11 protein-coding genes and 1 pseudogene are annotated in these 12917 nt (G+C 69.4%); 8 read left to right on the top strand and 4 right to left on the bottom strand.

Features of this window, described 5'->3' with window-relative positions:
- Nucleotides 1-23 precede the first annotated feature (23 nt).
- The 3 genes from AFR_RS39475 (at nucleotide 24) to AFR_RS39460 (ending at nucleotide 3808) form a co-directional block, all read left to right on the top strand.
- Nucleotides 24-875 carry a hypothetical protein gene (locus AFR_RS39475; RefSeq protein WP_023562445.1) on the top strand — a complete coding sequence of 284 codons (852 nt, stop codon included), beginning with the start codon at nucleotides 24-26 and terminating at the stop codon, nucleotides 873-875.
- Between the two features lie 1003 nt (nucleotides 876-1878).
- Complete coding sequence (locus tag AFR_RS39465) at nucleotides 1879-3006, top strand: NAD(P)/FAD-dependent oxidoreductase (RefSeq protein WP_023562443.1); 1128 nt, start codon at nucleotides 1879-1881, stop codon at nucleotides 3004-3006.
- A gap of 31 nt (nucleotides 3007-3037) precedes the next feature.
- Nucleotides 3038-3808, top strand: coding sequence for an isoprenyl transferase (locus AFR_RS39460; protein ID WP_023562442.1), 771 nt, complete (start codon nucleotides 3038-3040; stop codon nucleotides 3806-3808).
- Between the two features lie 67 nt (nucleotides 3809-3875).
- Here AFR_RS39460 and AFR_RS48240 read toward each other — a convergent pair.
- Nucleotides 3876-4394 (bottom strand): annotated as a pseudogene (locus AFR_RS48240) (EamA family transporter); the annotation flags it as partial.
- Nucleotides 4395-4789: 395 nt separating this feature from the next.
- Here AFR_RS48240 and AFR_RS39455 point away from each other — a divergent pair.
- The gene (locus tag AFR_RS39455; RefSeq protein ID WP_023562440.1) at nucleotides 4790-5665 is read left to right on the top strand and encodes a LysR family transcriptional regulator; all 876 of its coding nucleotides are present in this window, start codon (nucleotides 4790-4792) and stop codon (nucleotides 5663-5665) included.
- Here AFR_RS39455 and otsB read toward each other — a convergent pair.
- A complete protein-coding gene (gene otsB, locus AFR_RS39450) occupies nucleotides 5642-6469 on the bottom strand; it encodes a trehalose-phosphatase (RefSeq protein ID WP_041843329.1) in 828 nt (275 codons plus the stop codon). The genes AFR_RS39455 and otsB overlap by 24 nt on opposite strands.
- A 260-nt stretch (nucleotides 6470-6729) precedes the next feature.
- Here otsB and phoH2 point away from each other — a divergent pair, with 260 nt between their 5' ends.
- The 4 genes from phoH2 (at nucleotide 6730) to AFR_RS39430 (ending at nucleotide 10840) form a co-directional block, all read left to right on the top strand.
- Complete coding sequence (phoH2, locus tag AFR_RS39445; protein WP_023562438.1) at nucleotides 6730-8142, top strand: RNA 5'-3' helicase PhoH2; 1413 nt, start codon at nucleotides 6730-6732, stop codon at nucleotides 8140-8142.
- 385 nt (nucleotides 8143-8527) lie between these two features.
- Nucleotides 8528-9247 (top strand): aggregation-promoting factor C-terminal-like domain-containing protein, encoded by a 720-nt coding sequence (locus tag AFR_RS39440; RefSeq protein ID WP_023562437.1) that lies wholly within the window; start codon nucleotides 8528-8530, stop codon nucleotides 9245-9247.
- Between the two features lie 78 nt (nucleotides 9248-9325).
- Nucleotides 9326-10117 carry a serine protease gene (locus AFR_RS39435; protein WP_041841480.1) on the top strand — a complete coding sequence of 264 codons (792 nt, stop codon included), beginning with the start codon at nucleotides 9326-9328 and terminating at the stop codon, nucleotides 10115-10117.
- 60 nt (nucleotides 10118-10177) lie between these two features.
- Nucleotides 10178-10840, top strand: coding sequence for a rhomboid family intramembrane serine protease (locus AFR_RS39430; RefSeq protein ID WP_023562435.1), 663 nt, complete (start codon nucleotides 10178-10180; stop codon nucleotides 10838-10840).
- On the opposite strand, the gene AFR_RS39425 is transcribed toward AFR_RS39430, so the two are convergent.
- On the bottom strand, nucleotides 10827-11828 hold the full coding sequence (locus tag AFR_RS39425; RefSeq protein WP_023562434.1) for a DMT family transporter: 1002 nt from the start codon (nucleotides 11826-11828) through the stop codon (nucleotides 10827-10829). The genes AFR_RS39430 and AFR_RS39425 overlap by 14 nt on opposite strands.
- Complete coding sequence (gene glpX / locus AFR_RS39420; RefSeq protein ID WP_023562433.1) at nucleotides 11825-12850, bottom strand: class II fructose-bisphosphatase; 1026 nt, start codon at nucleotides 12848-12850, stop codon at nucleotides 11825-11827. Before glpX ends, AFR_RS39425 begins: the two co-directional genes overlap by 4 nt.
- Between the last annotated feature and the right edge of the window lie 67 nt (nucleotides 12851-12917).

The raw sequence follows: 12917 nt of genomic DNA, 5'->3' as shown, positions 1-12917 counted from the left end.
GCGGCCTGGGTACCTTCGACCAGGTGACCCCAGCCGACATCCGCCCGCGCGCGGTCCGTGCGCTGACCGGACTGCTCGTCGCCACCGCTGCGGCCACGGCCGGGGTCGAGCTCCTCAACTTCTGGTACGCGCCTGAGCACGGTTTCGGGCTCGCCATCCGCACGGGGTGGGCGCTCCTGCGTACCCTGGGCTGGTTGATCTTGATCTGGCACGTGCGCCGCGGTCGCGCCGGCGCCCGCCCTCTCGGTCTGATCCTGGCGATCACCACGGTCTTCGCCGTCGGCCGCCTGGTCGTGCCCCAGACCGGCGCACCGCCGATGGCCGGCCTGATCGGCTTCGGGGTCCTCACCGCGCTCTGCGCCATCGTGGTGGTGCTGCTCTACCGCCACCCCACCGTCCAAGATCATCTGGTACGCCACCCGAACCGTCTCGTGGTCACCCGGCAGGGTGTCGAATGGCGTGAGGCACCGCCGCGCCGGCCCGTCGCCGCGTGGGTGCTGACCGCGCGGGTCTCCGCGTTCACGTACAGCCCGCTGATGCTGGTGCCGGCGCTGATCTCGGTCGGTGAGCTGGGCTCGAAGCCGGAGTACATCCTGGCCGTCGTGTTCTGGATCGCCGTGGGCATCGGCGCCAGCTATGCGGTGCTGGCTGCGGTCTTCTTCCTGCAACGGGGCAAGGCTTGGGCGCGGACGCTGATGGTCTGGGTGACGATCGGGGTGCTGGTGATCGACTTGCCGCTCTGTTATCTGCTGCTCGGCACGGACGGGTTGATCCGCGACGGTGCGCCTCTGGTGGCTGCGGGGATGCTTGCGTGTTATTCGCTGTGGCGGGCTGGGCGCGGGGTTTCGCCGACCGTTGCCACCAGCCCCGCATGAGCCCCACCAAGCCCGACTTCCTTGATGTTGGGGGTGTGGTGGGCTCGGTTGGGCCCAACTTCCGTGAAGTTGGGGGCGCGGTGGGCTCGGTTGGGCCCGACTTCGTTGAAGTTAGGCCTGTGATCGGCCTTGGTGGGCCCGACTTCCTTGATGTTGGGGGCGCGGCGAGCTGGGCGGGGCCCGACTTCGTTGATGTTGGGCGCGTGGTGGGCTCGGTTGGGCCCAACTTCGTTGAAGTTGGGCCTGAGATGAGCCTTGCTGCGTCCGACGTCCTTGGGTTGGGGCGTGCGGTGAACCCCGCCGGGCCCGACTTCCTTGAAGTTGGGCCTGCACTGCACCTGGGTGGGCCCGACTTCCTTGAAGTTGGGGGCGCGGTGGGCTTGGTTGGGCCCGACTTCCTTGAAGTTGGGGGCGCGGTGAGCTTGGCGAGTCCCGACCTGCTTGAAATTGGGCGCGCGGTGAGCTCGGTTGTGCCCAACTTCGTTGAAGTCGGGCCCGCGATGGACCTTGCTGGGCCCGACTTCCTTGATGTTGGGGGCGCGGCGAGCTGGGCGGGGCCCGACTTCGTTGATGTTGGGCGCGCGCTGGGCTCGGTTGGGCCCAACTTCGTTGAAGTTGGGCCTGTGATGGACCTTGCTGGGCCCAACTTTCTTGATGTTGGTGGCGCGGCGAGCTCGGCGAGTCCCGACTTCCTTGATGTTGGGCGCGCGGTGGGCTCGGTTGGGCCCAACTTCGTTGAAGTTGGGCCTGGGATGAGCCTTGCTGCGTCCGACGTCCTTGGGTTTGGGCGTGCGGTGAACCCCGCCGGGCCCGACTTCCATGAAGTTGGGCCTGAAATGCACCTGGGTAGGCCCGACTTCGTGGAAGTTAGGCCCGCGATGAGCCTCGCTGGCCCCAACTTCCTTGAAATTGCGCCCGCGGTGACCACCACTAGGCCCAACTTCCTTGAAGTCGGGCCCTCGAGAAACCCTGCTAAGCCCAACTTCAAGGAAGTAGGGCCTGAGTGAGCGCCTTGGAAACCTTCGACGTAGTGGTGGTCGGCGGAGGACCAGCCGGTGCCACCGCCGCCCTGGCCGCCCATCGAGCCGGCGCCACCACCCTCCTCCTGGACAAGTCCGATTTCCCCCGGGACAAGCCCTGCGGTGACGGCATCGCAGCCGACGCAGTCGACGTCCTGACAGATCTCGGCGTCACAGGCGTAACCGACGGCTACGCCCCAGTGCTGAACCTGCGCCTGATCGCACCAGGCGGCATAGAGGTAGCCCGCCCGCTGCCCCGCCCAGCCCACACGATCCCGCGCCGGGTCTTCGACGCCCGCCTGGTGGCTGCAGCGACCGCGCAGGGCGTCGAGCTGCGGCGACACACGGTCAGATCACTGACGCAGGACCAGAACGGAGTCACCCTCGACGACCGGATCCGGGCGCGGGTAGTGATCGGCGCGGACGGTGCCAGCTCAATCGTCCGGCGCGAGCTGGGACACGCAGTCAACCCCGACGGTCATCTAGCGCTGGCGATCCGCGGCTACGCCCCCACCACCGGCACCGAGCAGCTCATCCGAACGACAAGCGCCCGCTGGCCCGCCTACGCGTGGTCGTTCCCGATCGGTGACGGCACCGCCAACGTCGGGTACGGCGAGACGTTGCGGGGGACGGCGCTCACGAAGGCGTACCTGGTGGAGCGGTTGGGTCAGCTGCTGCCGGGCACCGAACCGACCGGCCTGCGCGCCCACCACCTGCCCTTGTCGACCCACCGCCCGCCACCGGGACGCGGCCGCGTGCTGCTCGCGGGTGATGCACTGTCGCTGATCAACCCGTTCACGGGCGAGGGCATCTTCTACGCGGTGCTCAGTGGTGCCCTGGCTGGCACCGCCGCGGCCGCGGCAGAGGGCGCCGCCGAGCGTTACACCGCCGCTCTCAGGATGCGGCTCGGACGGCACCTGCGGCATTCCGGTTCGGTGGCCCGGCTGACCCGGCGGCCGGGTGTGGTCGACGCCGCGGTCCGTGCGGCTCGCCGTGATGGCCAGGTTTTCGACCGAATGGTGGACTTGGGGCTGGGTGACGGGGTTTTCGACCTTCGCACTATCGGGCGGATCGGGGCCGAGATGCTCCACATCGCCCGGCCGCCCTCTTGAGCGCGGGCCCGTGCTCGATAGGCTTGCGGGGATGACTCTGCGGTCCCTGGTCTATTCGCTGTACGAACGACGACTCGCCGGAAAGCTTGCCGGCAAGCCGGTGCCGCAACATGTCGGGGTCATGTGTGACGGTAATCGTCGCTGGGCCCGCGAGATGGGGTACGTCGATCCCAACGACGGCCACCGCGTCGGCGCCGTACGGATCAAGGAGCTGCTCGGCTGGTGCGACCAGGCGGGCATCAAGCACGTCACGCTCTACCTCCTGGCGACCGACAATCTTCAGCGTGCGGCGGCCGAGCTGGACCCGCTGGTGAAGATCATCGAGGACCTGGCGACGGAGCTGGCCGAGGACGGCAACCCGTGGCGGCTGCGCATCGTCGGCGCCCTGGACGTGTTGCCGGCGACGACCGCGACCGCGCTCAAGGCCGCGCAGGAGAAGACCCGTCATCGCACCGAGGGTGTCGAGGTCAACCTGGCCGTCGGTTACGGCGGGCGGCGTGAGATCACCGACGCGGTGCGGTCTCTGCTCTATGAGCAGTCGGCGGCCGGTCGCACGCTCGAGGAGCTTGCCGAGATTCTCGACGTCGAGCACATCGCCGAGCACCTCTACACGCGCGGGCAGCCCGACCCTGATCTGGTCATCCGCACGAGCGGTGAGCAGCGGTTGTCCGGGTTCCTGCTCTGGCAGTCGGCGCATTCGGAGTTCTACTTCCACGACGCCAACTGGCCGGATTTCCGCCGCACCGACTTCCTGCGGGCGTTGCGGTCCTACGCGGGGCGGCAGCGGCGCTACGGCGCCTGACACTGTTCACCACCAGCACGCCGATCACGATCAGGATGCCGGTCCATTCGTGCACCCGCAGCGCCTGTCCGAGCAGCACCAGACCGGCGAGCGCCGCCAGCACCGGATGCACGCTCATGAACATTCCGAAAAACCTTGCCGGTACGCGTCGGAGCGCGATCAGGTCAGCCGCGTACGGGATCACCGAGCTGAGCACGCCGGCGGCGGCCGCGTAACCGAGTGCTCTGCCGTCGAGGCGGCCTTGCGCCAGCAGCACCGCAGCCACCGGCAGGTAGGCCAGCGCTGACACCGCGGTCGCCGCCGCCGTCGCCTGGATGCCCGGCAGTCGCGCGCCGAGCAGGCGGTTGAGCAGGATGTAGGACGCCCAGCAGGCCGCCGCCAGCAGCCCCAGCCCGATGCCGAGGTAGTCGCTGGCCGGCCCGGGGAGCACCAGCACGTAGACCCCGGCGGCGGCCCCGGCTGCGCAGAGCAGGTCGAAGCGGGTGCGGGAGGCGGCCAGCGCGACCCCGAGCGGGCCGAGCACCTCCAGCGTCACGGCCAGGCCCAGCCCGATGCGGTCGATCGCCGTGTAGAGGCTCAGATTCATGATTGCGAACGCCGCCGCGAGCAGCAGAGTCGGCCACCACTGCGCCCACGTGAAGCGTCGCAGGTTCGGGCGGGCGAGCGGGAACAGCACGGCGGCGGCGACGAGTTGCCGGACGGCGACCACACCCGCGGGTCCGATCGCGGCGAAGGCGTGGGCGCCGATCGCCGCGCCGACCTGGTTGCTGGTCGCGCTGCCGAGCATCGTGGCCAGCCCTCGCACGGCGGCTGCCGTCCTTGTCCTGCCGGCGACAGACGCGGTCCTGCCGGCGGCAGCCGCGGCCGTAGGCGGGGAGTCAGGATCGGTGGCCGCGGGCCGGGACGGTCTCATCCTCTCAGCGTTCGCGGAAGTGGGCCGCGAGGGAAATACGCGGGCCGCAGGATCTATACGCTGCGGTTATGGATGTGCAGCTCCGCCAGCTGAGGACGCTGGTCGCGGTGGTCGACGCCGGTACGTTCACCGATGCGGCCGCTGTGCTCGGGGTTTCCCAGGCAGCGGTGTCGCGGTCGGTCGCGGCGCTGGAAGAGGCACTCGGAGCCCGGCTCCTGCAACGCACCACCCGGCACGTGGCGCTGACCCCGACCGGCACCCGGATCGTGGCGCAGGCGCGGCGGATCCTGGAGGAGGTTGCACACCTGCGGGGCATCGTCGACGACTCGCGGACCGAGCTGCGGGTCGGTTATGCCTGGGCCGCGCTGGGCCGTCACACCCGCCGGGTGCAGAAGATGTGGGCTGCGGCGCATCCGCGGGTGCCGCTGGTTTTTGTGCAGTCCAACGACCTCACGGCGGGTCTGAGCGACGGGACGGCGGACCTCGCCGTGATCCGGCGCCCGCTCGACGACACGCGGTTCGCCACCACCGAGATCGGGCGCGAGTCGCGGTATGCCGCCGTGGCCACCGGCAGCACGCTCGCCCGGCGGCGCAGCCTGAAGGTCGAGGACCTGGCGCGTTTCACGGTCGCGATCGACAGCCGGACCGGGACGACAACCACTGACCTGTGGCCCGCGGACAACCGGCCCGCGGTGGTCCGTGAGACCGCGACGGTGGACGAGTGGCTCACGCTCATCGCCGCCGGCCAGGCCGTCGGCGTCACGCCCGAGGCAACCGCGCACCAGTACCCCCGGCCGGGCGTGGCCTACCGGGTGCTGCGGCACGCGCCGCCGATCGTGGTACGCCTGGCCTGGTGGCGTGACGATCCGCCCGCTCACCTGGGTGAACTGCGGGACCTGGCCCGCCGGGCCTACGACTGGTCAGGAACGGGGGAAGGCCTGTAGCGCCTCGGCCAGGAACCCGGCCACGGCCTCGGGGGACTCCAGCGTCAGGTCGGCCGCGCTGGACACTTCGGCGCCGGTCTCGGGGTTGGCGACCGCCACACACATGCCGAAGAAGTCCGGGTCGACGGCCTCGCGGGCGCGCAGCGCGTCGAACGCCTTGATGTCGGACATGTCGTCGCCGAAATACCAGGCGCAGCTGGCGTTCAGCACACCTTCGCTGATCACCATGCCCTTGTCCTGGTCGACCGGCGGCTTGAGCTCGACGACCATGCGCCCGCCCTGGATGCGCAGACCGACACGCTCGGCCTGCTCGTGACCCCAGCGCTCGACGACGCCGGCCAGCTGCGGCGCCGTGCGGTAGTGCAGGGCGACCGACAGACGCTTGTATTCGACCAGGATCGGCTCGGGCAGCTCGGTCTTGGCCCGCTCGGCCAGCTCGGCCATCGCGGGCACCCAGGGAAGGGCGGCCGGCTCGGTCACGACCTGACCGTCGTGCCAGACCTCCAGGCCGTAGAGCCCGTACAGGTCGACGTGTGCCAGCGACCCGAAGCGGGACCGCAAAAAGCTCACGGGACGGGCTGAGACGATGGCCACACGACCCACCGCACCGGCCAATTCCTCGAGCACACCGAGCACCGAGGGCACGGGCTGGGAGGCGTCGGGATCGTCCGTGACGGGGGAGAGCACCCCGTCGAAGTCGAAGAAGAGAGTCGTTTCCGTGGCGCGTGAGGCCGTGAACTGCCAGGCCTCGGCGGCGCTCAGCGGGTGCGTGGGACGCGCATTGCTGGGGAGAGACTCGGGCACGACCACCAGCGTACCTGTCGGACGGGCTGTTGCACGCCAGGGAGAACGGCCCCGAATTGGCGTATCACGCGGGTACTACCGCAGGTGGCAGTTGACCAGTAGCGTTCTAGTCATGGCACGGGGTCGTCCCGGGCCAACCGGTCGGCCCGGACCTGCGACAAGAGCGCCACGGGGCCCGCATCCCGGCTCCGTGATAGGGACGGGCGCCGGAAGTGGCGGACCGCGGGCGGACCGGGTTGCACGCCCGCTGGAGCAGGCCTGTGACATCTCGCCGTAATGACGCCGGGGCTTCGCAAGACCCGGCCGCCAACGTCTCCAGCAGCCGCGCCTCCACGGGACGCAGGTCGTCCCGTGATCGGCACGCCGACGCGGAGCCCGCCCCAGCCGGCAGGGTCTTCGTCCTGGACACCTCGGTCCTGCTGTCCGACCCGGCGGCCTTCCGCCGGTTCACCGATCACGAAGTGATCATCCCGCTCGTGGTCATCTCGGAGCTCGAGGACAAGCGCCACCACCCCGAGCTCGGCTGGTTCGCCCGGCAGTCGCTGCGCATGCTCGACGAGTTGCGCATCAAGTTCGGCCGGCTCGACCAGCCCGTCCTCTGCAACGACGAGGGCGGCACGATGCGGGTGGAGCTCAACCACGCCGATCAGAGTGTGCTGCCGCAGGGCTTCCGCAACGACTCCAACGACACCCGGATCCTCTCGGTGGCGCTGGGACTGGCCGCGGAGGGCCGCGACGTCACGCTGGTGAGCAAGGACATGCCGCTGCGGGTCAAGGCCGCGTCGGTCGGCCTCACCGCCGACGAGTACAGGCACGGTCAGGCCAGCGACCCCACCTGGGTCGGCATGGCCGACCTCAAGATCTCCGAGGACCAGGTCAGCCAGCTGTACGCGGGTGAGGAGCTGGAGCTCGAGGAAGCGGACGCACTGCCCTGCCACACCGGCCTGGTGATCCACTCGTCGCGGGGTTCGGCGCTGGGCCGGGTCAACCCCGACAAGTCGGTACGCCTGGTCCGCGGCGACCGGGAGGCGTTCGGGCTGCGCGGCCGTTCGGCGGAGCAGCGGATCGCCCTGGACCTCCTGCTCGACGAATCGATCGGCATCGTGTCGCTGGGCGGCCGGGCCGGCACCGGCAAGTCGGCGCTCGCGCTGTGCGCGGGTCTCGAGGCGACCATGGAGCGCAACCGCCACAAGAAGGTCATCGTCTTCCGCCCGCTCTACGCGGTCGGTGGTCAGGAGCTGGGCTATCTGCCCGGCAGCGAGTCCGAGAAGATGTCGCCCTGGGCCCAGGCGGTCTTCGACACGCTCGGCGCGGTGGTGCACGCCAACGTCATGGAAGAGGTCATGGCCCGCGGGATGCTCGAGGTCCTGCCGCTGACCCACATCCGGGGACGCAGCCTGCACGACGCCTTCGTGATCGTGGACGAGGCCCAGTCGCTGGAGCGCAACGTGCTCCTGACGGTCCTCTCCCGCATCGGGCAGGGCTCGCGGGTCGTCCTCACCCACGACGTCGCCCAGCGCGACAACCTCCGAGTGGGCCGGCATGACGGCGTGACGGCTGTCATCGAAGCTCTGAAGGGTCACCCCATCTTCGCCCACGTCACCCTTACGAGGTCCGAGCGGTCGCCGATCGCAGAGGTCGTCACCGATCTCCTGGAAGACATCCCGCAGTAACCCACCGTGATCGGCTGAGGCGGGGATCCGAGGGGTCCCCGCCTCACGCTGTGCAGAGGGATAACTACATAAGGTGAGGTTTTGGCTACCTCGAAAGTGCTCGAAATGGCGGGTATTTGCCCGGATAAAAACCTAAACGCCCTGTGATTCATTTCACACGTGCGCGCCGCCATTTCACATCCACTTCACCGTGAGCCATCGTGTCTGGCGAGCATCAATCGTGTGGCCCGACCGGTCGGAGATCGACTGAAGGGTCACCGTGATCGATCGCTACCGGATCGGTCACGCGGCCCCAGGGGTCGTCGATGCTCGCGGCGGGAAAAGTCGCCGGGATTTGTCCCGGTGAATTTGCGCCGCGTCATTGCCCCCTACGAAGGGATACTTCGTGAATCGGCTCTGGAGCCGGGTCGGCATCCGTGTGGCCTCGGTGGGCCTGCTCGTTGCAGGCGTGATCGGCGGCGTTTACCTCGGACAGGACCAGGAAGTTCAGGCGCAGAGCACCCAGGCCGACGCTGTCGCCCGGGTCGACGTGGACGACATGCAGCTCCTGAAGGAGCGGCACGGTCAGCACGCCGCAGCTCGCGCTTACCAGCGGGAGGCCGAGGGCGAGGCTGCCTCGAAGGCAGCCTCCGAGGCGAAGGCCGCGGCCGGCAAGGCGCGCACGCTGGAGAAGAAGGTCATCGAGAAGAAGGCCGCTGAGAAGAAGAAGGCCGAGGAGAAGAAGGCCCAGGAGTCCGGCAGCTCCAGTGGCTCCGGCGCGACGGTGCCCTTCACCGGCCCGATCCCGGAGTCCTGCAACGACTACAGCGGCAACCGCGAGACCGGGTGTGCCCTGATGCTCAAGGCCGGCTTCAAGATCTCTCAGTTCCCCTGCCTCGACAAGCTGTGGAAGAAGGAGAGCGGCTGGAACCACCGCGCCTCCAACGCCAGCTCCGGTGCGTACGGCATCCCGCAGTCGCTGCCCGGCAGCAAGATGTCCAGCGAGGGCTCCGACTGGCGGACCAACCCCGCGACGCAGATCAAGTGGGGCCTCGGGTACATCGAGGGCCGCTACAACACCCCCTGCAACGCGTGGTCGCACTCGCAGAGTTCAGGCTGGTACTAAACGTCATAGCTCGACAAAAGGGGTACGTGCTTCGGCGCGTACCCCTTTTGCCGTAGTGGTCCGTGATGAAATGTCCATATGGTTCGGAAAGTCGCTTCGGTAGTTGTGCTCGGCGTTCTCGCCGCTGTTCTTTCCGCGAACCAGATTGCCGCACAGGCCGGTGACAGTGCCGAACCCGTCCGTGAAGTCGTGGGTGGGGACACCGCACCGGACGGACGCTTTCCGTGGATGGTCCGGCTCTCCATGGGCTGCGGCGGAGCACTGACCGCACCCCGCGTGGTGCTCACCGCGGGTCACTGTGTGACCGGCAGCGGCAAGGACAGGACCATCGAAGTGGTCGCCGGCGTCACCGACCTCAAGTCCCGGAACGCGATCAAGGCGAAGTCCGTCGCGGTCTTCCGTCCGAAGAGCTTCCACAGCGAGACCCGCGGCGACGACTGGGCACTCGTCAAACTGGACCGGCCCCTCGACCTGCCGACCCTCGGCATCAGCCGCGGTGGCGCCGACGAGTACGGCCCGCTGACCATCCTGGGCTGGGGCCAGACCGGCGAGGGCTCCCTGAAGCAGCAGTACAAGCTCAAGTACGCGTCCGTGCCGGTCGTCGCCGACGGTACGTGTGCAAAGGCGTACCGCAAGGCGAAGGTCAAGCTGGTCGAGGACGAGTCGATCTGCGCCGGCAAGCGGGGCGTCGACACCTGCCAGGGTGACTCGGGTGGCCCGCTGGTCCACCGCGTCGCCGAGGACCGGTGGGTGCAGGTCGGCATCGTGAGCTGGGGTCTCGGCTGTGCCCGCAGGAACTACCCCGGTGTCTACACGCAGGTGTCCAAGTTCCGGGACGAGATCCAGGCGGCCACCCGGAAACTGAGCTGACCGTGCCTGATCGGCCACACGAAGTTGGCGTCCCTGGCATGCATCGGCCACCATCGGGAGATGGGTTACCCCGGGGAGCGTGAGGATCAGGCGGCGAGATTCGGCACCGAGGCGTTTTTTGCCTCGCTCGGCCGCGCCTTCGTGGCGATGTGCGCCGTCATCCCGGTGCTGTTCCTGATCGAGGCGATCGACGTCGGCCTCGGTGCCGGCCGCCTCGACGTCGCGGGCGGCATCATCCCGCACCGCATCGACGGGCTGGACGGCGTCATCTTCAGCCCGTTCCTGCACGCCGGGTGGGACCACCTCTACGGCAACAGCATCCCGCTGATCCTGGTCGGCACGTTCGCGCTGGCCGGTGGCACCCGCCGCTTCCTCTGGTCGACCCTGGTCATCGTGCTGGTCAGCGGGTTCGGCGTCTGGCTGATCGGCGACCCGAGCAGCGTTGTCGTCGGCGCCAGCGGTGTCATCTTCGGATACCTCGGCCTGCTCTTCGCCCGCGGCTTCGTCGAGCGCAGCTGGTGGAACCTCGGCGTGGCCGCGTTCATCGGGCTGCTCTACTGGTACCAGCTCTACAACGTGCTCCCGACCGACCAGCCGATCTCCTGGCAGGGGCACCTGCTCGGCCTGCTGGGCGGCGTCATCTCGGCGATCGCCTTCCGCCGCCGTCGCCCGCGCCCGGCCCCGTCCCTCTACGACCCGGGCGCCACGCTCACCGACCTCTGAACGGGGACCCCGCGCGGCGGCGTGCGGGCACGACGGCCACGCCCACCGCCAGCAGGGTGAGAGCGGCGCCGAGGACGGTGTTCCAGCCGGGACGGCCGGCAGCTCCCGGGACGATCTCGTCCAGCAGCAGAGCACCCGTGACCTGGCCCGCGATCATGCCGAGGCCGAGCAGCAGCACACCGGTGTAGCGGACCACGGCCGCACCCACGGCGATGAAGACGATGCCGAGCGAGCCACCCACGTAGAGCCACCAGGGGCCGTGCGGGAGGCGGTCCGGGAAGCCGCGGATGGCGACCGAAACTGCAAACGCGACCAGCAGCACCGCCGTACCCATGATGAAGTTGATCAGGCCCGCGACCATCGCGCTGCCGGAGACGACCCGGACGTGGCCGTTGACGGCCTGCTGCCAGGCGATGCCGACACCGGCCACCAGGGGCAGGACGGCCAGGGCCAGCGCACTCGGGTGACCGATGCGGTCGCCGACGGCCAGCAGGACCGCGCAGACGGTCAGGACCGCGCCGGCCAGCCGTGGGGTGGTCACCGGTTGCGGACCGGCCGGGCCCGCGCCCGCCCGGTCCACCAGCAGACTGCTCGAGGACTGACCCGCCACCAGCGCCACGATGAAAACCGCGACGCCCAGCGTCGGCACGGTGAGGCCCTGGGTGGCGACCAGGAAGCCGCCACACATGCCGCCGATGCACTGCCACGGGCGGATCCGGCCTTCGCGGAGAGCAGCGCGCAGGTGGCGCAGGCCGGCCCGGCCGACCGGGAGCAGCGGCACGAGCACCGCGAGCACCAGCAGGCCGGAGCCGAACGAGATGGTGGCGGCGCCGATCGGGTCGTCGAGGCGTACCGAGAGCTCGCCGTTGATCCTCGACTGCACGGCCAGGGCGATCCCCGCCAGGAGAGCGAAGAGGACGCCGGCGGCGCGCCGGCCGGCCGTGACGGCCGGAGCGGCGGGCGGTGCCGTGGTCGAGGACCGTGTCACTCGCGCACCGTCGGCAGGTGCCCGTCGAAGTCCACCGACGAGTAGAGCGCGAGCTTCTCCAGCCGGTGGTAGGAGTCGATCACCCGGATCGTGCCGCTCTTGGACCGCATGACGATCGACTGGGTGTGTGCGCCACCGGCCCGGTAGCGCACGCCCTTGAGCAGGTCGCCCGAGGTCACACCGGTGGCGACGAAGAAGCAGTTGTCGCCCGTGACCAGGTCGTCGGTGCTCAGCACACGGTCGAGGTCGTGGCCGCCGCCGATGGCCTTCTCGCGCTCCGACTCGTCCAGCGGCCAGAGTTTGGCCTGGATGGCGCCCCCGAGGCACTTGAGCGCGCACGCCGCCGTGATGCCCTCCGGGGTGCCGCCGATGCCCATCAGCACGTCGACGTCCGACTCGGTGCGGGCGGCCGAGATGGCCCCCGCGATGTCGCCGTCGGAGATGAACTTGATGTTGGCGCCGGCTGCGCGTACCTCGTCGATCAAGCTCTGGTGCCGCGGCCGGTCCAGGATGCAGACGGTCACGTCGGAGACGCTCGAGCGTTTCGCCTTGGCGATGCGCCGCAGATTTTCGGTCGCGCCCGCGTTGATGTCGATGACGTCGGCGCAGTCCGGGCCGACGGCGATCTTCTCCATGTAGAAGACGGCGCTCGGGTCGAACATCGCGCCGCGCTCGGCCACGGCCAGCACGGCGACCGCGCCGGGCATGCCCTTGCTCATCAGCGTCGTGCCGTCGACCGGGTCGACGGCGACGTCGACCTCCGGTCCGGTGCCGTCACCGACCTCCTCGCCGTTGAACAGCATGGGCGCGTTGTCCTTCTCGCCCTCACCGATCACGACGACGCCGCGCATCTGGATCGAGTTGATGAGCTTGCGCATGGCGTCGACGGCGGCACCGTCACCGCCCTCTTTGTCGCCGCGGCCGACCCAGCGGCCGGCAGCCATCGCCGCGGCCTCGGTCACGCGGACCAGGTCGAGGGCGATGTTGCGGTCGAGGTCCTGCGGGTTCTGGGATGCGGGCATGGAGGCCTCCTCGCGACGGTGCGGGTGTGGTGCACCGATCCTCACACGGGGATACGCGCGAAGTCCC

This window comes from Amorphoplanes friuliensis DSM 7358 (assembly GCF_000494755.1).
GTDB classification, from domain to species: Bacteria; Actinomycetota; Actinomycetes; order Mycobacteriales; family Micromonosporaceae; genus Actinoplanes; species Actinoplanes friuliensis.
The sequence above is the reverse complement of the archived record's forward strand: the minus strand, read 5'-3'. Positions and strand labels throughout refer to the sequence as shown.